General features: G+C 54.3%; 22 protein-coding genes and 1 other RNA gene. 7 read left to right on the top strand and 16 right to left on the bottom strand.

Going from position 1 to position 22,242, the window contains the following annotated elements:
- Positions 1-8: 8 nt before the first annotated feature.
- The 4 genes from prfB to xerD form a co-directional block, all read right to left on the bottom strand.
- Positions 9-1,107, bottom strand: a protein-coding gene (gene prfB, locus ACHHZ6_RS21385; RefSeq protein WP_182272550.1) for a peptide chain release factor 2 whose coding sequence is annotated in 2 segments (ribosomal slippage) — positions 9-1,031 and positions 1,033-1,107 — 1,098 coding nt in all. Because the reading frame shifts where the segments join, the coding sequence is not laid out codon by codon here.
- A gap of 89 nt (positions 1,108-1,196) precedes the next feature.
- Positions 1,197-2,930 (bottom strand): single-stranded-DNA-specific exonuclease RecJ, encoded by a 1,734-nt coding sequence (gene recJ / locus ACHHZ6_RS21380; RefSeq protein WP_182272551.1) that lies wholly within the window; start codon positions 2,928-2,930, stop codon positions 1,197-1,199.
- Between the two features lie 5 nt (positions 2,931-2,935).
- Positions 2,936-3,649: a bifunctional protein-disulfide isomerase/oxidoreductase DsbC gene (gene dsbC / locus ACHHZ6_RS21375; RefSeq protein ID WP_182272552.1), complete on the bottom strand. Its 714-nt coding sequence runs from the start codon at positions 3,647-3,649 to the stop codon at positions 2,936-2,938.
- 28 nt (positions 3,650-3,677) lie between these two features.
- Complete coding sequence (gene xerD, locus ACHHZ6_RS21370) at positions 3,678-4,574, bottom strand: site-specific tyrosine recombinase XerD (RefSeq protein WP_182272553.1); 897 nt, start codon at positions 4,572-4,574, stop codon at positions 3,678-3,680.
- 101 nt (positions 4,575-4,675) lie between these two features.
- Here xerD and fldB point away from each other — a divergent pair, with 101 nt between their 5' ends.
- The gene (gene fldB / locus ACHHZ6_RS21365) at positions 4,676-5,197 is read left to right on the top strand and encodes a flavodoxin FldB (protein ID WP_182918906.1); all 522 of its coding nucleotides are present in this window, start codon (positions 4,676-4,678) and stop codon (positions 5,195-5,197) included.
- A gap of 7 nt (positions 5,198-5,204) precedes the next feature.
- Here fldB and ACHHZ6_RS21360 read toward each other — a convergent pair whose 3' ends face one another.
- Together ACHHZ6_RS21360 and sdhE are read right to left on the bottom strand one after the other, a co-directional pair.
- Positions 5,205-5,615, bottom strand: a complete 411-nt coding sequence (locus ACHHZ6_RS21360; protein WP_182272555.1) for a protein YgfX — start codon at positions 5,613-5,615, stop codon at positions 5,205-5,207.
- Positions 5,596-5,862: an FAD assembly factor SdhE gene (sdhE, locus tag ACHHZ6_RS21355; RefSeq protein ID WP_182272556.1), complete on the bottom strand. Its 267-nt coding sequence runs from the start codon at positions 5,860-5,862 to the stop codon at positions 5,596-5,598. Before sdhE ends, ACHHZ6_RS21360 begins: the two co-directional genes overlap by 20 nt.
- 295 nt (positions 5,863-6,157) lie before the next feature.
- Between sdhE and ygfZ the strand changes: the two genes are divergently transcribed.
- Entirely contained in the window at positions 6,158-7,138 is a 981-nt protein-coding gene (gene ygfZ, locus ACHHZ6_RS21350; protein WP_182272557.1) for a tRNA-modifying protein YgfZ, read from the top strand.
- 107 nt (positions 7,139-7,245) lie between these two features.
- Here the strand turns inward: ygfZ and ACHHZ6_RS21345 are convergent, their stop codons facing one another.
- Both ACHHZ6_RS21345 and yqfB read right to left on the bottom strand, forming a co-directional pair.
- Complete coding sequence (locus ACHHZ6_RS21345) at positions 7,246-7,905, bottom strand: hemolysin III family protein (protein WP_182272558.1); 660 nt, start codon at positions 7,903-7,905, stop codon at positions 7,246-7,248.
- A 165-nt stretch (positions 7,906-8,070) separates the two neighbouring features.
- Positions 8,071-8,382: a N(4)-acetylcytidine aminohydrolase gene (yqfB, locus tag ACHHZ6_RS21340; RefSeq protein WP_182272559.1), complete on the bottom strand. Its 312-nt coding sequence runs from the start codon at positions 8,380-8,382 to the stop codon at positions 8,071-8,073.
- Positions 8,383-8,433: 51 nt separating this feature from the next.
- Here yqfB and ACHHZ6_RS21335 point away from each other — a divergent pair, with 51 nt between their 5' ends.
- Both ACHHZ6_RS21335 and ACHHZ6_RS21330 read left to right on the top strand, forming a co-directional pair.
- Entirely contained in the window at positions 8,434-9,165 is a 732-nt protein-coding gene (locus tag ACHHZ6_RS21335) for a MurR/RpiR family transcriptional regulator (RefSeq protein ID WP_182274570.1), read from the top strand.
- Between the two features lie 116 nt (positions 9,166-9,281).
- Positions 9,282-10,715, top strand: a complete 1,434-nt coding sequence (locus ACHHZ6_RS21330; protein ID WP_182272560.1) for a 6-phospho-beta-glucosidase — start codon at positions 9,282-9,284, stop codon at positions 10,713-10,715.
- A 34-nt stretch (positions 10,716-10,749) separates the two neighbouring features.
- Here the strand turns inward: ACHHZ6_RS21330 and ACHHZ6_RS21325 are convergent, their stop codons facing one another.
- The 8 genes from ACHHZ6_RS21325 to ACHHZ6_RS21290 all read right to left on the bottom strand — a co-directional run bounded on the left by ACHHZ6_RS21325 (position 10,750) and on the right by ACHHZ6_RS21290 (position 20,820).
- Positions 10,750-11,493, bottom strand: a complete 744-nt coding sequence (locus tag ACHHZ6_RS21325) for an SDR family oxidoreductase (protein WP_182918907.1) — start codon at positions 11,491-11,493, stop codon at positions 10,750-10,752.
- A gap of 69 nt (positions 11,494-11,562) precedes the next feature.
- Complete coding sequence (gene gcvP / locus ACHHZ6_RS21320) at positions 11,563-14,436, bottom strand: aminomethyl-transferring glycine dehydrogenase (protein ID WP_395122977.1); 2,874 nt, start codon at positions 14,434-14,436, stop codon at positions 11,563-11,565.
- Positions 14,437-14,562: 126 nt separating this feature from the next.
- Positions 14,563-14,952, bottom strand: coding sequence for a glycine cleavage system protein GcvH (gcvH, locus tag ACHHZ6_RS21315; protein ID WP_182272563.1), 390 nt, complete (start codon positions 14,950-14,952; stop codon positions 14,563-14,565).
- A gap of 23 nt (positions 14,953-14,975) precedes the next feature.
- Positions 14,976-16,070, bottom strand: coding sequence for a glycine cleavage system aminomethyltransferase GcvT (gene gcvT / locus ACHHZ6_RS21310; protein WP_182272564.1), 1,095 nt, complete (start codon positions 16,068-16,070; stop codon positions 14,976-14,978).
- A 436-nt stretch (positions 16,071-16,506) separates the two neighbouring features.
- Positions 16,507-17,709, bottom strand: a complete 1,203-nt coding sequence (gene ubiI / locus ACHHZ6_RS21305) for an FAD-dependent 2-octaprenylphenol hydroxylase (RefSeq protein WP_196390452.1) — start codon at positions 17,707-17,709, stop codon at positions 16,507-16,509.
- A 12-nt stretch (positions 17,710-17,721) separates the two neighbouring features.
- On the bottom strand, positions 17,722-18,900 hold the full coding sequence (gene ubiH, locus ACHHZ6_RS21300) for a 2-octaprenyl-6-methoxyphenyl hydroxylase (protein ID WP_182918910.1): 1,179 nt from the start codon (positions 18,898-18,900) through the stop codon (positions 17,722-17,724).
- Positions 18,897-20,210 (bottom strand): Xaa-Pro aminopeptidase, encoded by a 1,314-nt coding sequence (gene pepP, locus ACHHZ6_RS21295; protein WP_182920064.1) that lies wholly within the window; start codon positions 20,208-20,210, stop codon positions 18,897-18,899. The genes ubiH and pepP overlap by 4 nt, the downstream gene beginning before the upstream one ends.
- A 31-nt stretch (positions 20,211-20,241) precedes the next feature.
- A complete protein-coding gene (locus ACHHZ6_RS21290; RefSeq protein WP_028016963.1) occupies positions 20,242-20,820 on the bottom strand; it encodes a YecA family protein in 579 nt (192 codons plus the stop codon).
- A 168-nt stretch (positions 20,821-20,988) separates the two neighbouring features.
- Between ACHHZ6_RS21290 and zapA the strand changes: the two genes are divergently transcribed.
- The 3 genes from zapA to ACHHZ6_RS21275 all read left to right on the top strand — a co-directional run bounded on the left by zapA (position 20,989) and on the right by ACHHZ6_RS21275 (position 22,167).
- Positions 20,989-21,318, top strand: coding sequence for a cell division protein ZapA (gene zapA / locus ACHHZ6_RS21285; RefSeq protein WP_006811891.1), 330 nt, complete (start codon positions 20,989-20,991; stop codon positions 21,316-21,318).
- Between the two features lie 41 nt (positions 21,319-21,359).
- Positions 21,360-21,543, top strand: a non-coding RNA gene (gene ssrS / locus ACHHZ6_RS21280) — 6S RNA.
- 24 nt (positions 21,544-21,567) lie between these two features.
- Positions 21,568-22,167, top strand: a complete 600-nt coding sequence (locus ACHHZ6_RS21275; protein WP_182918911.1) for a 5-formyltetrahydrofolate cyclo-ligase — start codon at positions 21,568-21,570, stop codon at positions 22,165-22,167.
- The last annotated feature ends 75 nt before the right edge of the window (positions 22,168-22,242 follow it).

Here is a 22,242-nt window from a genome sequence, read left to right as displayed (position 1 = left end):
TTGGTTCCTCATAACCCTGCTTTCAAACTTGCTTCGATAAATTGGTCCAGGCTGCCGTCCAGCACCGCCTGCGTGTTGCGGGTTTCAACCCCGGTACGCAGGTCTTTGATGCGGGAGTCATCGAGGACGTAAGAACGGATCTGGCTGCCCCAGCCAATGTCAGACTTGTTATCTTCCATCGCCTGTTTCTCAGCATTTTTCTTCTGCATTTCCAGCTCATAAAGCTTCGCTTTCATCTGCTTCATGGCCTGGTCTTTGTTCTTATGCTGGGAACGGTCGTTCTGGCATTGCGTTACCAGCCCGGTTGGAATGTGGGTAATACGCACCGCAGATTCCGTACGGTTAACGTGCTGACCACCCGCACCAGATGCGCGATAAACGTCAATACGCAGATCGGCCGGGTTGATGTCGATATCGATATCGTCTTCCACTTCCGGGTAGACAAACGCGGAGCTGAAGGAGGTATGGCGACGACCGCCGGAGTCGAACGGGCTCTTACGCACCAGGCGGTGAACGCCGGTTTCAGTACGCAACCAGCCGTAGGCGTAATCGCCGATAATCTTGATGGTGACGGATTTCAGACCCGCGACTTCACCTTCAGACTCTTCGATGATTTCGGTTTTGAAGCCGCGCGCTTCTGCCCAACGCAGATACATACGCGTCAGCATGCTTGCCCAGTCCTGCGCTTCAGTACCGCCAGAACCGGCCTGGATATCCAGATAGCAGTCAGCGCTGTCATACTCGCCAGAGAACATGCGACGGAATTCAAGCTGTGCCAGCTTCTCTTCCAGACCGTCGAGTTCTGCCACGGCTTCGTTAAAGGTTTCTTCGTCGTCGGCTTCTACAGCCAGCTCCAGCAGACCGGAAACATCTTCCAGCCCCTGAGACATTTGGTCGAGGGTATCAACGATAGCTTCGAGAGAGGAACGCTCTTTACCCAGCGCCTGAGCGCGTTCAGGTTCGTTCCAGACGTCCGGCTGTTCCAGCTCGGCATTTACTTCTTCAAGGCGCTCTTTCTTGGCATCGTAGTCAAAGATACCCCCTAAGAACGTCAGAGCGCTCCGTGAGGTCCTGAATACGGTTTTTTACCGGATTAATTTCAAACATGGTCTGTTTTCTTTTATGGACTTGTCAAAATGCGGTGATAAGAGCGGGATTGTACCGAATCCACGCCCTTTTTTGTAGCTTTACTGACGCTAAATTGGCCAGATATTGTCGATGATGATCTGAAGGGAGCGGTTACCGCGAAACTCGTTAATATCAAGCTTGTAGGCCAGTTCCACCTCGCGCACGCCGTTGTCCGGCCAGATGGCGGTATCGATGTTAAAAGCAATGCCATCCAGCAGTGGGCCTCCGCCAACCGGTTCAACCATCACTTTCAAATGGCGTTCGCCCACAATGCGCTGTTGCAACAGACGGAAACGGCCATCGAACAACGGTTCAGGGAACATCTGCCCCCATGGGCCTGCATCGCGCAGCATCTGTGCCACGTCCATCGTCATTTCTGCCGCTGACAGTGCGCCGTCGGAAACCACTTCGCCCTGCAGCAGAGCCGGGTCAATCCAGTCGGTCACCAGCTCACCGAACAGGCGCTGGAACTCATCAAACTTCGCTTCCTCCAGCGACAAACCGGCTGCCATCGCGTGGCCGCCGAACTTGATCATCAGGCCAGGATAAAGCGTATCCAGACGCTCCAGCGCATCACGCATGTGCAGCCCCTGAATTGAGCGACCAGAACCTTTCAGCGTGCCGTCGCCCGCCGGGGCAAAAGCAATCACCGGGCGGTGGAAACGCTCTTTAATGCGCGACGCCAGAATGCCCACCACACCCTGATGCCACTCGGGATGATACATTGCCAGGCCGCCCGGCAGCGTATCACCGCTGCGCTCCAGCTTTTCGCACAGGGTCAGCGCTTCAGCCTGCATTCCCTGCTCAATCTCTTTGCGGGTTTGATTCAGCGCATCCAGTTCGTTAGCCAGCACGCGCGCTTCACCAATGTTGTCGCACAGCAGCAACGCAACGCCAACGGACATATCGTCCAGCCTTCCGGCAGCGTTCAGACGCGGCCCGAGGGCAAAGCCTAAATCACTTGCCGCCAGCCTGAGCGGGTCACGGTTGGAAATCTCCAGCAGCGCTTTAATTCCCGGACGGCACTTGCCCGCCCGAATACGGCTTAAGCCCTGCCAGGTCAAAATGCGGTTGTTGGTATCCAGCGGCACCACGTCTGCCACGGTACCAAGCGCCACCAAATCGAGGTACTCGGCCAGGTTCGGCACGGCGATCCCACGGGATTCAAACCAGCCCTTATCACGCAGCAGCGTGCGTAGCGCCAGCATCAGATAAAACGCTACCCCTACTCCCGCCAGCGATTTCGACGGGAAATCGCAGTCGCGCAGGTTCGGGTTAATAATGGCTTCGGCGGCAGGGAGAGTCTCTCCCGGCAGGTGATGATCGGTCACGAGCACCGGGATCCCCAACTGGTGCGAACGCTCAACGCCCGCATGAGAGGAAATACCGTTATCCACGGTCATGATCATCTGTGCACCGCGCGCGTGTGCCTGCTCGACCACTTCCGGGCTAAGACCGTAGCCATCTTCAAACCGGTTTGGCACCAGATAGGTGACGTTATCGCAGCCCAGTGCGCGCAGGCTGAGCACACTCAGCGCAGTGCTGGTTGCACCATCGGCATCGAAATCCCCCACCACCACAATCCGCGTCCCATCACGGAACGCGTTGTAGAGCATTTCAGTGGCTTTTTCGACACCGTTAAGCTGCTGCCAGGGCAGCATCCCTTTGACGCCACGTTCAAGATCTTCCGCCGTACGCACACCACGGCTCGCGTAGAGCCGCTTTAACAGCGGAGAAAGATCGGCGGGTAAATCAGCCGTTTCAACCGCTTCACGGCGGCGCAGTTTTATCGGGGCTTTCACGCGGATTATTTACCACCAAACTGTTTCTGGTGCGCGTCGAGGAACTCTTTCATCTCTTTTGGTCCCTGATAACCCGGTACAACATAGCCATTGCTCAGCACAATCGCGGGTGTACCGTTCACACCAAACTGCACGCCCAGCGCATAGTGGTTGGCAATATTGATATCACAGGAAGCTGGCTGTACGCCTTTGCCGTTCATCGCGTCATCAAAGGCTTTGTTACGGTCTTTCGCACACCAGATAGCTTTCATATCCTGCTCAGGCTGGCTCTGTACGCCCGCTCGCGGGAAGGCCAGGTAACGCACTGTGATCCCCAGCGCGTTGTAGTCTTTCATCTCTTCATGCAGCTTGTGGCAATAGCCGCAGGTGATGTCGGTGAAGACGGTAATGACGTGTTTTTCCTGCGCCGCTTTATAGACGATCATCTCTTTGTCGAGCGCGTTCAGTTTTTTCATCAGCAGCTGATTAGTCACGTTCACGGGCTGCGCGCCGCTCACATCGTACATTGGCCCCTGAATAATGTGCTTCCCGTCTTCGGTCACGTACAGCACGCCGTTGTCAGTTAATACGGTTTTCATACCTGCAACTGGCGCAGCCTGAACATCGCTGCTGGTGACACCCAGTTTCGTCAGAGACTGTTTAATGGCGGCGTCATCCGCATGGGCAAAACCGGTAAATGAAGCTGCCAGCAGGGTGAACAGCGCAAAAGACTTTTTCATAGTTGATCCTGTTACAATTCGTCGGCACTCACGCACGTGGGTGGTGCTGTTGGTGTAGCTGCCGCAGGCGTTCCGTCGCGACATGGGTGTAAATCTGCGTCGTTGAAAGATCGCTGTGTCCCAGCAACATCTGTACCACGCGTAAATCAGCGCCGTGGTTTAACAGATGCGTCGCAAAAGCATGACGCAGAACGTGCGGTGACAGTTTTTCACTGTCGATGCCAGCCAGTGTGGCGTAATGCTTGATGCGATGCCAGAACGTTTGCCGCGTCATCTGCTGCGCACGCTGGCTGGGGAACAAGACATCAATCGAAACGCCATTAAGCAGCCACGGACGACCGTGCTCCAGATACGTCTCCAGCCAGTAGACTGCCTCTTCGCCCAGCGGTACCAGCCGTTCCTTGTTCCCTTTACCTATCACGCGAACCACGCCCTGACGCAGGCTGATGTCGCTCATCGTTAGCCCTACTAACTCAGAAACACGCAGGCCGGTAGCATACAATAGTTCAAGCATGGCTTTATCGCGTAACTCCAGCGGCAGGTCAACTGCAGGCGACTGTAATAATCTCTCAACTTGTGCTTCGCTGAGATCTTTCGGCAACCGCTGGGGGAGTTTAGGTGAGGCCAGAAGTGCGCTGGGGTCGTCCGCGCGAACTTTCTCACGGTAAAGGTGCTGAAACAGCCGACGCATAGCGCTTAGCAGGCGTGCGGAGCTGGTTGCTTTGTAGCCCCCGTCCATACGCTCGCCGAGTAATGTCTGCAGATCGTCATGTTGTACGCTCTCAAGCGACAGTTCCCTGTGTGCCAGCCATTCCACCAGCATGGTGAGATCGCGCCGGTAGGCACTGAGCGTATTCTCGGCCAGGTTTTTCTCCAGCCAAAGCGCATCGAGAAACTGTTCGATGAGTGCGAGATCCTTTTCCACAGCGGCCCCTTTAATTCAGCAATACGGGCATTATGCCTGATTGTTACCGGTTTCTGGTACACTACGCGCAAAGTCAACGCAAGAATTGAGATAGTTACGCGATGAATATTGGTCTGTTCTATGGTTCCAGCACCTGCTACACCGAAATGGCGGCAGAAAAAATTCGCGACATCATTGGCCCGGAACTGGTGACGTTGCATAACCTGAAAGATGACGCACTCACGCTGATGGAACAGTACGACGTGCTGATCCTCGGTATCCCAACCTGGGACTTCGGCGAAATACAAGAAGACTGGGAAGCCATCTGGGAACAGCTCGATACGCTCAACCTCGACGGCAAAATCATTGCCATGTACGGCATGGGCGATCAGTTGGGTTACGGTGAGTGGTTCCTGGATGCGCTCGGCATGCTGCACGACAAACTGGCACCGAAAGGCGTTACGTTTATCGGCTACTGGCCAACCGAAGGGTACGAGTTCACCAGCAAAAAGCCGATTATCGCAGACGGTCAGCTGTTTGTCGGGCTCGCGCTGGATGAAACCAACCAGTACGATCTCAGCGACGAACGCCTGCAAAACTGGTGCGAACAGATTCTGGGTGAGATGGCAGAAAAGTTTAGCTGACGTGCATTTATTCCTGCGTCGGCTGCTGCAATATCATCCGGCGCAGATCTCGCCACTCTGCAGTGTCCATGCTGTCTGCTGACAACCACAGATGTTGGCGACGCCCGCCATCTACCTTGCGCAACCGTAGCATCATGCCGGAATTGAGCATCCAGGGCATACCAATAATATCCCAGTCTTTACCCTGCCAGCGCAGGCGAGAGTCCATCAGTAATTTGATTTCACCCTGACAGGCGTTAATTCGGCGTTGGCTGCGCACGCTGTCAAAAACCACAAATGACAGCAACAGCAGCCACAAAGGTGTATAGCTAAGCGGCCACGGCATCAGTAAAATAAATGCCGCAACCAGGCCGTGGAGTAATAACGACATCCACTGTGAGCGCCACGAGACGCGAAGATCAGATTGCCACAGGACCACGTTCCCGATTCCGTGTTTGAATTAATTCCACCATCCGTTGCAACCCGGTGTCGGCGGGTTGACCGTGATTCATCAGCCAGTTGAATAAATCAGGATCGTCAGACTCAAGCAGGCGTACAAACAGACGCTTATCGTCATCGCTCAGGCTGTCATACTCATACTCGAAGAAAGGCATGATAGAAATATCAAGTTCACGCATACCACGTCGACACGCCCAGTGAATACGGGCCTTGTTGTTAATATCCATGTTCTGTTTCCTGCATTACGTTTGGCACAGTTGGCACCCCGTCCAGTGTTCTTTATTTCTCTGCGGGGACACAAACTAGTGTAACGTGTTTTCGACCGTTTCTTTACTGGAATATTACGAACCTGAAGCAGGATTCCAGAAAAAAACCCTACCAGGATAGTGGATTACTCTGTTTTGCGTGGCGCTACGCATATCTGCGTTATGGCACGAATGGCCTGCTGAAAGCGCTTGCAATGATTACAGTCTCTTTTACCATTAGGCATTATCAAAGCGTTAAGCAATTCAGGATATCACTATGGCTTTTATTCCATTCTCTCCTCGCCAGCCCGCCGCCTCTGCGCGTTTGCCGCTGACGCTTATTTCTCTTGATGACTGGGCGCTGGCGACACTCACCGGTGCCGACAGCGAAAAGTATCTGCAGGGCCAGGTGACCGCTGACGTCAGCCTGATGAACGAACACCAGCATCTGCTGGCCGCGCACTGTGATCCAAAAGGCAAAATGTGGAGCAACCTGCGTCTGTTCCGTCGTCAGGACGGGTTTGCCTTTATTGAGCGCCGCAGCCTGCGCGATGCCCAACTGACCGAACTGAAAAAATACGCAGTCTTTTCCAAAGTCACTATTGCACCGGACGATGAGCATGTCCTGCTCGGTGTGGCAGGCTTCCAGGCACGCGCGGCGCTGAAAAATCTGTTCAGCGAGCTGCCGGATGCGGAAAAACAGCTGGTCAGCGAGGGCGCAACATCCATCCTGTGGTTTGAACACCCGGCAGAGCGTTTCCTGCTGGTGACGGATGCCGCCACTGCCGAACGCGTCACCGAGGCGCTTCGCGGTGAAGCACAGTTCAACAACAGCCAGCAGTGGCTGGCGCTGAACATTGAAGCAGGATTACCGGTGATTGACGCAGCGAACAGCGCGCAGTTTATTCCGCAAGCAACCAACCTGCAGGCGCTGGGAGGCATCAGCTTTAAGAAAGGCTGCTATACCGGTCAGGAGATGGTGGCGCGTGCGAAATTCCGCGGAGCAAACAAGCGTGCATTATGGACGCTGGCGGGCCACGCCAGTCGCGTCCCGGAAGCGGGCGAAGATTTAGAGCTGAAGATGGGTGACAACTGGCGTCGTACCGGCACCGTTTTAGCCGCCGTGCAGTTGGATGATGGCCGTCTTCTGGTTCAGGCCGTGATGAATAACGATATGGAAGCCGACAGCGTGTTCCGCGTGCGTGACGATGCCAATACCCTGAGCATCGAGCCACTGCCATATTCACTGGAAGAGTGATGCGGTATCGCCCGGTGGTGAGATAAAAATAAAACGGTAACCAAAAGGTTACCGTTTTTTATTTTTGCACCCTCTTCCCGTGGGAAAGGGTATCAGGCCGCATTAAACTACACCTGCCCTACGTACAAATAAATCGCCAGGAAGTGGCACACGCTGCCGCCCAGCACAAAGCCGTGCCAGATGGCGTGGTTGTACGGAATACGCTTGCAGACGTAGAAAATTACGCCCAGCGAATAAACCACCCCCCCCACCGCCAGAAGCGTCACGCCCCCTACCGCCAGCTTAATCGCCAGCTGATAAACCACAATCAGCGACAACCACCCCATCGTCAGATAGGTCACCAGCGACAGCACCTTAAACCGGTGTGCAATAGTTAACTTAAACAGGATCCCCAGCAGGGCCAGGCTCCAGATTACAATCATCAGGCCACGCGACAGCGGCGAGTTTAACCCCACCAGCAGGAAAGGCGTGTAAGTGCCTGCAATAAGAAGATAGATAGCGCAGTGGTCGAATTTCTTGAGCCAGATCTTAGCCCGTTGATGCGGAATAGCGTGGTACAGCGTCGACGCCAGAAACAGCAGGATCATACTCCCGCCATACAGGCTGTAACTGGTGATCGCCATCGCGCTGGCGTTGGTATCCACAGCCTGTACCAGTAGTAACACTAAACCGACAATCCCAAAAACCAGGCCAATGCCGTGGCTAATGCTGTTGGCTATTTCCTCAGCCAGCGAATATCCCTGTGCGATTAATGGCTTGCTCACCATAAGTAACTCCGGGAAAACTAAAGATGATTATTCATCGCCTGACTATGCTAACTGAGAATGATTCCAGTGAACACCTGTTAGCTAAAATAAAGTTAAAAGTAACATTTCCAATTTACAATCATATGATTACATTTTCATTTCAGCTAACACATGTTCCACATTACATTAAACGCATTTAAAATCAATCACATAAAACTGAGTCTGATCTGGATAGATTTCAACTATCACACTCCTGAGTGTCTCAAGGGGCATGTTCTCCTGCTGAGCGTGTTTTTCCGTGAGTGTATCCAGCGTGACGGTGGAGACTGCTCTCACTTCAATGGTGCAAAAATAACCGTCATCCTCATAACGCCCGACGCGCAAAACATCACCTTTTTTGAAATGTGATTCGCTTGCGTCCCGAATGGTAATAGTTTTACGCCCGGCCAGAATGTCATCCTGAAAACGCTGAAAAAAAGTGATGTCGTTTGACTGCATGTTATTATTCCCTGAAGAAAAGTCTGATGAGTGAGTGTAGCCATTGTGAGCATGTTCTCCCATTCCGCCGTTGCCAGTCTCAATAACCTGGAGATGATGGTCTACAACTATGTCATTAAAAATCGTGACAAAGTGACGTACATGACCATCCGCGAGCTGGCGGATGCGGCTGGCGTCTCAACCACCACGATCTTACGCTTTTGCCGCAAGCTCAACTGTGAAGGTTACTCTGAATTCCGCGTACGCTTTAAACTCTATTTAGAGCAGAACGAACCCCAGCAGGCGAATTTCGGTGCCAGTGAAATTATCAGCTTCTTTAAAAGTGTTAACAATGAAGAGTTCGATGCGTTACTGGATGACGCGGTAGATATTATTTTATCATCTGAACGAATTATATTTGTCGGCGCAGGTACGTCTGGTTCACTGGCAAAATATGGCGCACGCTTCTTTTCAAATATTGGTAAATTCAGCAATCATATCGATGACCCGTATTTCCCGGTCACTAATGATATGGCTAAAAATGCGCTGGCGATTGTACTGTCTGTCTCCGGTGAAACGGAAGAGATCCTGCGTTTCGCCAGCCAGTTCAGCCTGCACCACTGTAAGGTACTCTCCATTACCAGCCACGAACACTCCCGTCTGGCAAAACTGGCGGACTTTAACCTCTCCTGGCATGTTCCACAAATGCGTATTGCGGGTGTTTACGATATTACCACCCAGATCCCCGTCATCTATATTCTGGAGTCGCTGGGGCGTAAGCTGGCGAAGAAATTAACGGAATAAAACACCCTGTTTTTTCGATGTGACAAATCACATTTCCCGTAAATTGTTATATCGTGACATTTAATTTCGCTTTGCTAGACTCGATACCAATAAGCCATTTATTGGGAATAGCAATAATGAAAAAACTCACCTTACCAAAAGACTTTTTATGGGGTGGCGCGGTTGCCGCTCACCAGGTTGAAGGCGGCTGGAACAAAGGCGGCAAAGGGCCGAGCATTTGTGACGTGTTGACCGGTGGAGCCCACGGCGTACCACGCGAAATCACGCAGGAAGTGGTGCCGGGTAAATACTATCCGAACCATGAAGCCATCGACTTCCACGGCCATTACAAAGAAGACATTAAGCTGTTTGCTGAGATGGGCTTCAAATGTTTTCGCACCTCTATCGCCTGGACCCGCATCTTCCCGAAAGGCGATGAAACCCAGCCAAATGAAGAAGGGCTGAAGTTCTACGACGACATGTTCGATGAACTGCTGAAGTACAACATCGAGCCAGTGATCACCCTCTCTCACTTCGAAATGCCGCTGCACCTGGTGCAGGAATACGGCGGCTGGACCAACCGCAAAGTGGTTGATTTCTTTGTACACTTCTCAGAGGTGGTCTTCGAGCGCTACAAGAGCAAGGTCAAATACTGGATGACCTTCAACGAAATCAACAACCAGCGTAACTGGCGTGCGCCACTGTTTGGCTACTGCTGCTCCGGCGTGGTTTATACCGGGCATGACAACCCGGAAGAGACCATGTATCAGGTGCTACACCACCAGTTCGTGGCCAGCGCACTGGCGGTGAAAGCGGCACGCCGTATTAACCCGGACATGAAAGTCGGCTGCATGCTGGCGATGGTTGCGCTATACCCATTCTCCTGCAAACCAGAAGACGTAATGTTCGCTCAGGAATCCATGCGCGAGCGCTATGTGTTTACCGACGTTCAGCTGCGGGGTTACTACCCAACGTATGTGCTGAACGAGTGGGAACGCCGTGGTTTCTCCATCAAAATGGAGGCCGGTGACGAGCAAATCCTGCGCGAAGGCACCTGCGATTATTTAGGCTTCAGCTACTACATGACCAACGCGGTAAAAGCGGAAGGCGGTACCGGCGATGCCATTTCTGGCTTTGAAGGCAGCGTACCAAACCCACACGTGAAAGCATCCGACTGGGGCTGGCAGATTGACCCGGTGGGTCTGCGTTATTCTCTGTGTGAGCTATACGAACGTTATCAGAAGCCGCTGTTCATCGTGGAAAACGGTTTTGGCGCTTACGATAAAGTGGAAGCCGACGGCAGTATCAATGATGACTACCGCATCGACTACCTGCGCGCCCACGTGGAAGAGATGATGAAAGCAGTCACCTATGACGGCGTGGATCTGATGGGTTACACACCGTGGGGCTGTATCGACTGCGTCTCTTTCACTACCGGCCAGTACAGCAAGCGCTACGGTTTTATCTACGTGAACAAACACGACGACGGCACCGGTGACATGTCCCGTTCCCGTAAGAAGAGCTTCGAGTGGTATAAAGGTGTGATTGCCAGCAACGGCGAGACGCTGTGATTTTTTGCCCGGTGGCGCTGTGCTTACCGGGCGTTTACTTCCCGCCCGCTAACTCAAGAAAACTCCCCGTCACATATGAGGCTTTCTCACTCAGTAGCCAGGCAATCGCCTGGGCCACCTCTTCCGGCTGGCCACCGCGCTGCATCGGCAATATTGATTTAACCCTATCGACACGACCCGGTTCACCACCAGACGCATGCATATCGGTATAGATAAAGCCAGGACGCACGCCATTTACCCGAATACCCTGTGCCGCGACTTCCAGAGAAAGTCCGGTGGTCAACGTATCCACAGCCCCTTTCGATGCCGCGTAATCAACGTATTCACCAGGTGAGCCAAGGCGTGCCGCTGCAGATGAAACATTCACAATCGCCCCACCCTTACCCCCGTGTTTAAACGACATCCGTTTAACCGCTTCACGACAGCAGAGGAAATACCCCGTCACGTTGGTGGACAACACACGATTGATCCGCTCGGCTGACAGGCTTTCAATGGTGGATTGTTCGAACAAAATCCCGGCGTTATTCACCAGCGCGGTGAGTGGCTCACCTTCGCGGTCAATGCTGTCGAACATCGCCAGTACCTGCGCTTCATCGCTGATATCCGCGCGCACGGCAAACGCTTTACCACCTGCGTCAACGATCTGATTAATCACGTCCGTTGCCGCCTTAATGTTGTGGTGATAGTTCACCGCCACAGTGTAACCTTCCCGGGCCAGTTGCAGTGCGGTAGCTTTACCAATACCGCGGCTGGCACCCGTCACAAGAGCAATTGCCATCGTATTCTCCCAATAAAAAAGCCGGGTGGCGCTAACGCCTACCCGGCCTACATTACTACAGCGGAATATTTACTGGTATTCGCTCATCGGTACACAGGAGCAGAACAGGTTACGGTCACCGTAAACGTCATCAAGACGCTTCACCGTCGGCCAGTATTTGTTTGCCACACCGGCCGGGAAGACAGCCAGTTCACGGGAGTAACCGTGAGTCCACTCTGCCACCAGCTCGTTCTGCGTGTGTGGCGCATTGACCAGTGGGTTATCTTCCAGCGTCCACTCGCCGTCCTGCACGCGATCGATCTCCATACGAATGGCCAGCATCGCGTCGATAAAGCGGTCCAGCTCGGCTTTACTCTCAGATTCCGTTGGCTCCACCATCAACGTACCCGCGACCGGGAATGACATGGTTGGCGCGTGGAAACCGTAGTCGATCAGGCGCTTGGCAATATCCAGTTCACTGATACCAGTTTGCTCTTTCAGCGGACGAATATCGAGGATGCACTCGTGCGCCACGCGACCATCGCGGCCAGTATAGAGCACCGGGAAGGCAGACTTCAGGCGGGTAGCAATGTAGTTGGCGTTCAGGATCGCCACCTGGCTTGCCTGCTTCAGCCCTTCCGCACCCATCATGCGGATATACATCCAGCTGATTGGCAGGATAGAAGCACTACCAAACGGTGCCGCAGAAACCGCACCCTGACGGGTCAGCATCCCTTCAATCTGCACCACGCTGTGACCCGGAACAAACGGTGCCAGGTGTGCTTTCACGCCGATTGGCCCCATACCCGGGCCGCCACCGCCGTGCGGAATGCAGAAGGTTTTGTGCAGGTTCAGGTGCGAAACGTCCGCGCCAATAAAGCCCGGAGAGGTGATCCCCACCTGAGCATTCATGTTTGCGCCATCAAGATACACCTGGCCGCCAAACTGATGCACCACTTCACACACTTCACGGATCGTCTCTTCGTACACACCGTGGGTGGACGGGTAGGTCACCATGATGCAGGAGAGCTTATCGCCCGCCTGTTCGGCTTTGGCACGCAGATCGGCCAGATCGATGTTTCCGTTCTTATCGCAGGCAACCACCACCACTTCCATCCCCGCCATCTGTGCAGAGGCCGGGTTGGTGCCGTGCGCGGAGCTTGGGATCAGGCAGATATCACGATGCCCTTCATTGCGGCTTTCGTGATAATGGCGGATCGCCAGCAGGCCCGCGTATTCACCCTGCGCGCCGGAGTTTGGCTGCATGCAGAGCGCGTCATAGCCGGTCAGTTTCACCAGCCAGTCGGAGAGCTGGTTAATCATCAGGTGATAACCTTCCGCCTGCTCAGCCGGGCAGAACGGGTGCAGTTCAGAAAACTCAGGCCAAGTGATTGGGATCATCTCTGCCGCGGCGTTCAGCTTCATGGTGCAGGAGCCAAGCGGGATCATCGCCTGGTTCAGCGCCAAATCTTTACGTTCCAGAGAGTGCATATAACGCATCATCTCGGTTTCGCTGTGATAGCGGTTGAAGACCGGGTGCGTCAGAATCGCGTCGTCACGCAGCATGCTTGCCTGAATGGAGCGGCTGTCGAGCGCGACTTCTTTGTCGAGCGTATCAATGCCCAGGCCATGTGCATCGCCCAGCAACACGTTAAACAGGTGCAGGATGTCTTCACGGGTGGTGCTTTCATCCAGCGTAATGCCCACTGCATTGTGGATATCGCTACGCAGGTTGATTTCTGCCGCATCGGCGCGAGCCAGAACAGCCGCTTTATCAGCCACTTCCACACACAGGGTATCGAAGTAGTGCGCGTGACGCAGCTTAAGACCTTTCTGTTGCAGACCGCAGGCCAGAATATCGGTCAGGCGGTGAATGCGGCTGGCAATGCGTTTCAGGCCGACCGGGCCGTGGAATACGGCATACAGGCTGGCGATGTTCGCCAGCAGTACCTGTGAGGTACAGATGTTGGAGTTCGCTTTCTCGCGGCGGATATGCTGCTCACGAGTCTGCATCGCCATGCGCAGCGCGGTGTTACCGGCGGCATCTTTTGAGACACCGATAATACGGCCTGGCATAGAGCGTTTGAATTCATCTTTTGCAGCGAAAAACGCAGCGTGTGGGCCGCCGTAACCCATTGGCACGCCGAAGCGTTGTGCAGAGCCGAAGACGATATCCGCACCCTGTTTACCTGGTGCGGTCAACAGTACCAGCGCCATAAAATCAGCGGCTACGCTCACAACCACTTTGCGGGATTTAAGTTCGGTAATCAGTGCGCTGTAGTCGTGTACTTCACCGGTAGTGCCCACCTGCTGCAGCAGCACACCAAAGACATCCTGGTGATCCAGCACTTTATCGGCATCATCAACAATCACCTCAAAACCGAAGGTTTCTGCACGGGTGCGAACCACATCCAGCGTCTGCGGGTGTACATCTGCCGCCACGAAGAAACGGTTAGCATTTTTCAGCTTGCTCACGCGCTTCGCCATTGCCATCGCTTCGGCAGCAGCAGTCGCTTCATCTAACAGGGAGGCGGAAGCAATGTCCATGCTGGTCAGATCCAGCGTCACCTGCTGGAAGTTCAGCAGCGCTTCCAGACGGCCCTGAGATACTTCCGGCTGATATGGGGTATACGCGGTGTACCAGCCTGGGTTTTCCAGCATATTGCGCAGGATCACCGGCGGTAACTGCACGTTGGTGTAACCCATGCCAATGTAAGACTTATAGCGCTTGTTGAGGCTGGCAATCGCCTTCAGCTCCGCGAGTGCGGCGAATTCAGTGGTCGCGTCACCAACCTGAGGTGGCGTTGCAAGCTGGATGTCTTTTGGCACGATCTGGCCAATCAGTGCATTGAGTGAATCCGCGCCAACTGTATTCAGCATCTCCTGCTGTTGCTGAGCATCCGGCCCAATGTGACGTTCAATGAAAGCGCCACGGTTTTCAAGCTGGCTTAAAGTCTGTGTCATGAGCGATGGTTCCTGAAACGTGCAGTGAATGTGTTTTCTCCCTCTCCCTTAGGGAGAGGGCTGGGGTGAGGGTGTCGTCTGTTCCCCTCACCCTACCCTCTCCCCAAAGGGGAGAGGGATAATGGCTTACTCGTCTTCTAACAGGGCTTCGTACGCGGTTGCATCCAGTAATGCGGCAACCTGCGATTCGTCGCTGGCTTTGATCTTGAAGATCCAGCCACCTTCATATGGCTCGCTGTTCACCAGCTCCGGAGAGTCGCTCAGCGCGTCATTCACGGCAACAACTTCACCGCTAATCGGGGCATAGATGTCAGAGGCCGCTTTTACGGACTCCGCCACAGCACAGTCATCACCGGCGCTTACGGTTGTGCCCACTTCAGGCAGGTCAACAAACACCATGTCGCCGAGCAGCTCTTGCGCATGCTCGGTGATCCCTACGGTGTAAGTGCCGTCCGCCTCTTTGCGCAGCCACTCGTGTTCTTTGCTGTATTTCAGTTCTGCTGGCACATTGCTCATTGAAGTTCTCCTGATAAAAATGATTAGGCGACCGGCTTACCGGCGCGAACAAAAATAGGTTTGGTCACGTTGACCGGCATTTCACGATTGCGGATTTGCACCACTGCCGTTTCGCCAATACCTGCCGGAACACGTGCCAGTGCAATACTGTAACCCAGCGTCGGGGAGAAGGTACCGCTGGTGATCACGCCTTCGAGGTGGTTACCGTCGGTATCCGTAAAACGCACCGGCAGCTCACCGCGCAGCACGCCTTTCTCGGTCATCACCAGGCCAACCAGCTGTTCCGTACCTTTTTCACGCTGCATTTCCAGCGCTTCACGACCAATAAATTTACGGTCAACAGGTTCCCACGCGATGGTCCAGCCCATGTTGGCCGCCAGCGGAGAAACGCTTTCATCCATCTCCTGACCGTAGAGGTTCATGCCTGCTTCCAGACGCAGCGTATCGCGTGCGCCCAGACCGGCTGGCTTAACGCCCGCTTCCACCAGCGCACGCCAGAAATCAGCCGCCTTCTCATTCGGCATGGCAATTTCATATCCCGCTTCACCGGTATAACCCGTGGTCGCGATAAACAGATCGCCTGCCTGTACGCCAAAGAACGGCTTCATCCCGGCAGTGGCTTTACGCTGTTCATCGCTGAACAGAGAGGCCGCTTTCGCCTGCGCGTTCGGCCCCTGTACGGCGATCAACGACAGATCGTCACGGACAGTGATATCGACAGAGAACGGTTCGGCGTGTTGGGAAATCCAGGAGAGGTCTTTTTCGCGGGTGGCGGAGTTTACAACGAGGCGGAAGAAATCTTCAGTGAAGTAATAGACGATAAGGTCATCAATCACGCCAGCGGAGGCATTTAGCATGCCGGTGTAGAGCGCTTTACCTGGCACTTTCAGCTTTGCGACGTCGTTTGCCAGCAGATAACGCAGAAACTCCCGGGTGCGGCTACCGCGCAGATCGACAATGGTCATGTGGGACACGTCGAACATACCGGCATCGGTGCGCACCGCGTGGTGCTCATCAATTTGTGAGCCGTAGTGCAGCGGCATCATCCAGCCGTGGAAGTCCACCATGCGTGCGCCGCATAACACGTGTTGTTCGTACAAAGGAGTCTGTTGAGCCATCTTTTCCTCGTTGAATAAGCAGGGCTATCTTGCATTTCGCACGCATAAAAACTGCCGCGAAACCCGGCGTCGACCTCGCTTGTGAGCATCGACGCAAACGTTCTCTTTTACCTGAACTTACCACCGAAACCGGCGATTAACCATAAGGTAAAACAGGTCATCACATTAGCTTATGACCAAAAAACGCTGAAAAGCCTACAGAGTTATTCACTGTGAAAATGCGATTAAACACGCATAAAATTAACATTGCCCTAACAGGATTTAGCACATGGTGATATTTCATGCGGAAAAACGGACAAAATTTCCGTATCAGAAAAATAGCCAGATTAGATAATCTAATGCGAAAAATGACGTAAAATTAGAATATTTCAAACGAGCGAATTTCCCCGGCACAGAGGCCGGGAAAATAAAGTGTGATGGGGGTCAATATTAGCGTTTAACGTAACCAGTCAGGAAGATCGTTAAGACCCATCGCCTGACGAAGGAGTTGAGGTTTGACGCCAGGGAGGGTGTCGGCGAGTTTCAGACCGATATCGCGCAGCAGTTTTTTCGCCGGGTTAGCCCCGGCAAACAGCTCGCGGAAACCCTGCATGCCCGCCAGCATCATCGCCGCACTGTGCTTACGGCTACGCTCGTAGCGACGCAGATAGAGATGCTGACCAATGTCTTTGCCTTCACGATGCAGACGACGCAGCTCTTCAACCAGTTCAGCCGCATCCATAAAGCCGAGATTAACACCCTGTCCGGCCAGCGGATGAATGGTATGCGCCGCATCCCCCACCAGCGCCAGACGGTGCGCCGCGAACTGACGCGCGTAACGACCGGTTAGCGGAAATACCTGGCGCTCGCTCTCAAGCGAACACAGACCCAGACGATTATCAAACGCCATGCACAGCGCCTGGTTAAATACCTCCGGTGTGGCTTCCTGCATGAGCTGCGCTTTTTCAGGCACTAAAGACCAGACAATGGAGCACAGATGCGGATCGCTCAACGGCAGGAACGCCAGAATACCGTCGTTGTGGAAAATCTGACGTGCGACACCGCCGTGCGGTTCTTCAGTGCGGATCGTCGCCACCAGCGCATGGTGGCGGTAATCCCAGAAAGTCAGCGGAATGTCTGCCTTGTTACGCAGCCAGGAGTTAGCGCCATCAGCACCCACCACCAGACGCGCGGTCAACATGTCGCCACTTTGCAGGGTGATAAACGCCTCGTTTTCACCCCACGCCACCTGCTGGATTTGCGCGGGTGCCATCAGCGTAACATCGCTGCAGGACTGTGCTTTTTGCCACAATGCATGGTGGATCACGGCATTTTCGATGATATGGCCCAGATGGCTATAGCCCATGCTTTCGTCATCAAACGCAATATGACCAAAACTGTCTTTGTCCCACACTTCCATACCGTGATAGCAGCTGGCACGCTGCGCGACGATACCTGACCAGACGCCAATGCGCGTCAGGAGCTTTTCGCTGGCAGCATTGATTGCCGACACGCGGAGTTCCGGCGGCGCATCAGGTGCTACGGGCTGCGGCTGCTTTTGTTCCAGCACGGCCACACGCAGGCCGCTTCCCTGTAACCCACAGGCCAGCGCCAGTCCTACCATTCCGCCGCCAACAATGGCGACATCAACATTTTGCACGGTGATAACTCCTTAACGCGCGACCCAACCAAGAGTCCGCTGCGCCAGCACGTCACGTGCCGGAATGAATAATTCCATCGCCATCAGCCCAAGGTTGCGACCCGCAACCAACGGAGCCCAGCGATTGGCAAACAGATGCACCAGACCATCGGTGACACCGATAGTCGCCTCTTTATCAGCCTGGCGTCGTTTCTGGTAATGGCTTAGCACCGAATACGCACCACAATCTTTTTGCTCGTCCCACGCCTGAGAAAGCGTTTCCGCCAGGCTCATGACATCGCGCAGCCCAAGATTAAACCCCTGCCCCGCAATGGGGTGTAGCGTCTGCGCGGCGTTGCCCACCAGCGCCACGCGATGAGAGATGGACTGAGATGCCGTCGTCAGTGACAGCGGGTAAACCGTCCGTTTTCCCGCATGGGTAATTCGCCCCAGCCGCCAGCCGAAGGCTTTTTGCAGCTCGGTACAAAAACGTTCGTCGGACCAGGAGAGCACGTCGTCCGCCTTCTCCTGTGGATGGCACCACACCAGCGAGCAACGCCCGTTCGACATCGGTAACATCGCCAGCGGGCCATACTGCGTAAACCGCTCAAATGCCCGGCCATTGTGTGGGCCTGCCGTTGAGACATTCGCAATGACCGCCACCTGACCATAAGACTGTTGCCGCCACTCCACGCCACACTGAGTACCCAGTGCAGAGCGCGAACCATCCGCCGCGACCAGAAGCTGGCCGTCAAGAGTTGTGCCATTTTCCAGCGTGACGCGAACCGCATCTTCACTGCGACTAAAGCTGGCAACACGCGCCGGACAGTGCAACGTCACGCCCGGGGCATCCTGTAACAACCGGAACAGACGTAACCCAACATCGTGCAATTCAACTACATGACCCAGGGCATCAATACGGTAATCATGCGCGTCCAGGGTCACAAAACCAGCATGGCCGCGATCGCTAACATGAACAGTGTTAATCGCCGTCGCACAGTCTGCAATCGCCTGCCAGATGCCAATACGCGAGAGCTGCTGACATGTTCCCTGCGCCAGCGCAATGGCGCGGGCATCAAAACCGGGGTGATCTGATGCCTGTGCTGCAACGGCCTCCACCAGATGCACCGGAAGTTGCCCTTGTGTCAGATGCGAGATTGCCAGCGCCAGAGTGGCCCCGGTCATACCACCGCCAACGATGATCACGCTCATACGCGTGCCGCTGCCATCAGCGCCTCAATGTCGTCAGCTTTTTTCACGACGCCCGCGGTCAGGTTTTCGTTACCGGTTTCAGTGATGACGATGTCGTCTTCAATACGAATGCCAATCCCGCGGTATGCTTCTGGCACGTCAGCATCCGGTGCGATGTACAGCCCCGGTTCGACGGTCAGAACCATACCCGGCTCCAGCACACGTGAGCGTTCAGGGCCATAAGCCCCCACATCATGCACATCCAGCCCCAGCCAGTGGCTCAGGCCGTGCATAAAGTACGGGCGATGGGCATTCTCCGTAATCAGGGTATCCACATCGCCTTTCAGAATGCCAAGTTTAACCAGACCGGTAATCATGATGCGCACGACTTCACCGGTGACTTCCTGAATGGAGATCCCCGGACGATACAGGGTCAGCGCCGTTTCCAGGGATTCGAGCACAATGTCATAGACCGCGCGCTGAGCCGGGGAGAATTTACCGTTCACCGGGAACGTACGGGTAATGTCACCCGCGTAGCCCTGATATTCACAACCCGCGTCAATCAGTACCAGATCGCCATCGCGCAGTTCACTTTCGTTTTCGGTGTAATGCAGGATACAGCCATTTTCCCCACCGCCCACAATGGTGTTATAGGAAGGAAAACGCGCGCCGTGGCGATTAAATTCATGCTGAATTTCGCCTTCAAGTTGATATTCGAAGATACCGGGACGGCATTTTTCCATCGCACGGGTATGCGCCAGTGCGCTGATTTCACCCGCGCGACGCATCGTGTTAAGTTCTTCTTCGGACTTGAACAGACGCATTTCGTGTACCACCGGACGCCAGTCCGTCAGCGTAGCGGGGGCAGACAGGTTCTGACGCGAGCCTTTACGCAGCTTATCCAGCGCGGTAAAGACAATCTCATCAGCATACGCATATTCGCCCTGCGCGTGATAAAGCACATCAAGGCCGTTGAGCAGTTGATAGAGCTGCTGATTGATTTCGCTAAACGCCAGCGCACGGTCAACACCCAGTTTCGCCGGTGCGGCCTCTTGCCCCAGACGGCGGCCAAACCAGATTTCGGCAGCCAGATCGCGTACGCGGTTGAAAATCACGCTGTGGTTGTGGGTGTCATTGCTCTTGATCAGTACCAGTACCGCTTCCGGCTCGTTAAACCCGGTGAAATACCAGAAATCGCTGCTCTGACGATAGGGGTATTCACTGTCGGCACTGCGCGTCACCTCAGGGGCGGCAAAAATCAGCGCGGCGCTTCCCGGCTGCATTTTGGCCAGCAGCGCCTGACGACGGCGAGAATACTCTTGATTCGAGATAACCATGACACCCTCCTGTGCGTTGTTTTTCTTAATGTAAGGTTGGCTTGCGTACTTCCGGCGCGGTTGGCTGCGAGCGCGTAAAGTTGTCGTGGCACAGCAGTGCGGCAACGCGGACGTACTCGATGATCTCTTCGAGGGACATTTCCAGCTCTTCCTGATCTTCATCTTCGTCGTAGCCGAGCTGCGCAATGTTACGCAGATCGTCGATTGCTTCACCCGCTTCGCCGGTCACTTTATCGAGCTTAGGCTGAGTCACGCCCAGCCCCAGCAGGTAGTGGTTTACCCAACCTGCGAGCGCATCGGCGCGATCGAACACGCTGACGTCGTCCCCTTCAGGCAGATAAAGCTGAAAAAGGAAGCCATCATCTTCCAGCGAATCGCTGATTGCCGCGTGCATTTTACGCAGCGCTTCCGCCAGTTCGTGACCAAACGCCAGCCCCTCGTTCGTCAGGTCGTGGATCAGCGGCTGCCAGGAGCTGTCGCTGTTTCCGCCGCACAGCATGCCACTGATCAGACCGTGCATTTCGGCAGGGGTTAAACCCACTCCCTGCTGGTTCAGTAACTGGTTTAAATCGTTGTAACCAGGCATTTCGTTCTGTATAGACATACGCATTCGTCATCAAAGGGAGGAATATTCATGATATGCTACCACTTTGGACCCTGGTGATACCAGAAAAGGGCTTGTATCTTCACATCAGGGTAGCTATAGTGTCGCCCCTTCGCAGCCCCCGGGGCAGTAAGCGAAGGCAGCGCAGTCAATCAGCAGGAAGGTGGCATGTCTGCACAACCCGTCGATCTCCAGATTTTTGGCCGTTCACTGCGAGTGAATTGTCCACCTGAACAAAGGGATGCTTTGAATCAGGCTGCGGACGATTTGAATCAGCGGTTGCAAGATCTTAAAGAACGCACTAGAGTCACAAATACTGAGCAGCTGGTCTTTATTGCCGCGTTGAACATCAGCTATGAGCTGACTCAGGAAAAGGCGAAAACCCGCGACTACGCGGCAAGCATGGAGCAGCGCATTAAGATGCTTCAGCAGACCATTGAACAGGCATTGCTTGATCAAGGTCGCAATCCCGAAAGACCGGGACCCAAGTTTGAATAACACTTTGCAGTTGACTATGGTAGAGTAACTGTGAAGACAAAATTTCTCTGAGATGTTCGCAAGCGGGCCAGTCCCCTGAGCCGATATTTCATACCACAAGAATGTGGCGCTCCGTGGTTGGTGAGCATGCTCGGTTCGTCCGAGAAGCCTTAAAACTATGACGACACATTCACCTTGAACCAAGGGTTCAAGGGTTACAGCCTGCGGCGGCATCTCGGAGATTCCCTCTTTCTTCTTCTACCAACTACCATGACTCTACTTTCTGAAGTTTCTGCCTCACGCCAGGACATCCGTCAGTTAATCCGTAAACGTCGTCGCGCGTTAACCCCCGAACAGCAAGTGCATTTTGCGCAGCATGCCGCCGCCCGAATGATGGCGTATCCGCCTGTAGTGATGGCGCACACGGTCGCCCTGTTTCTCTCGTTTGATGGCGAGCTGGATACTCAGCCGCTCATCGAACAGCTCTGGCGCGCCGGGAAGAAAGTTTACCTGCCAGTGTTACATCCGTTTAGCGAAGGAAACCTGTTGTTTCTGCACTACCATCCGCACAGCGAGCTGGTGGTGAATCGACTGAAAATCACCGAACCCAAACTCGACGTCCGGGACGTACTGCCGCTTGCCGCGCTGGATGTGTTGATCACGCCGCTCGTGGCGTTTGACCAGCAAGGTCAGCGCTTAGGAATGGGGGGCGGTTTTTACGACAGAACGCTGCAAAACTGGCGGCAGCACAGGCTACAACCGGTAGGATACGCGCATGACTGTCAGGGCGTAGAAGCGCTGCCGGTGGAGAAATGGGATATTCCACTGCCTGCGGTGGTGACGCCATCGAAACTGTGGGAGTGGAGATAAAAGCAAAAACGGTAACAGCCGTTACCGTTTGTAGTGCTTGCCCCCTCACCGACAGGGGAGAGGGCATCAGGCGGC

The organism is Enterobacter cloacae complex sp. 2024EL-00214, from assembly GCF_043945575.1.
GTDB lineage: Bacteria > Pseudomonadota > Gammaproteobacteria > Enterobacterales > Enterobacteriaceae > Enterobacter > Enterobacter cloacae_P.
Note: the sequence above shows the minus strand (reverse complement) of the source record. Positions and strands in the feature narration are given on the sequence as shown.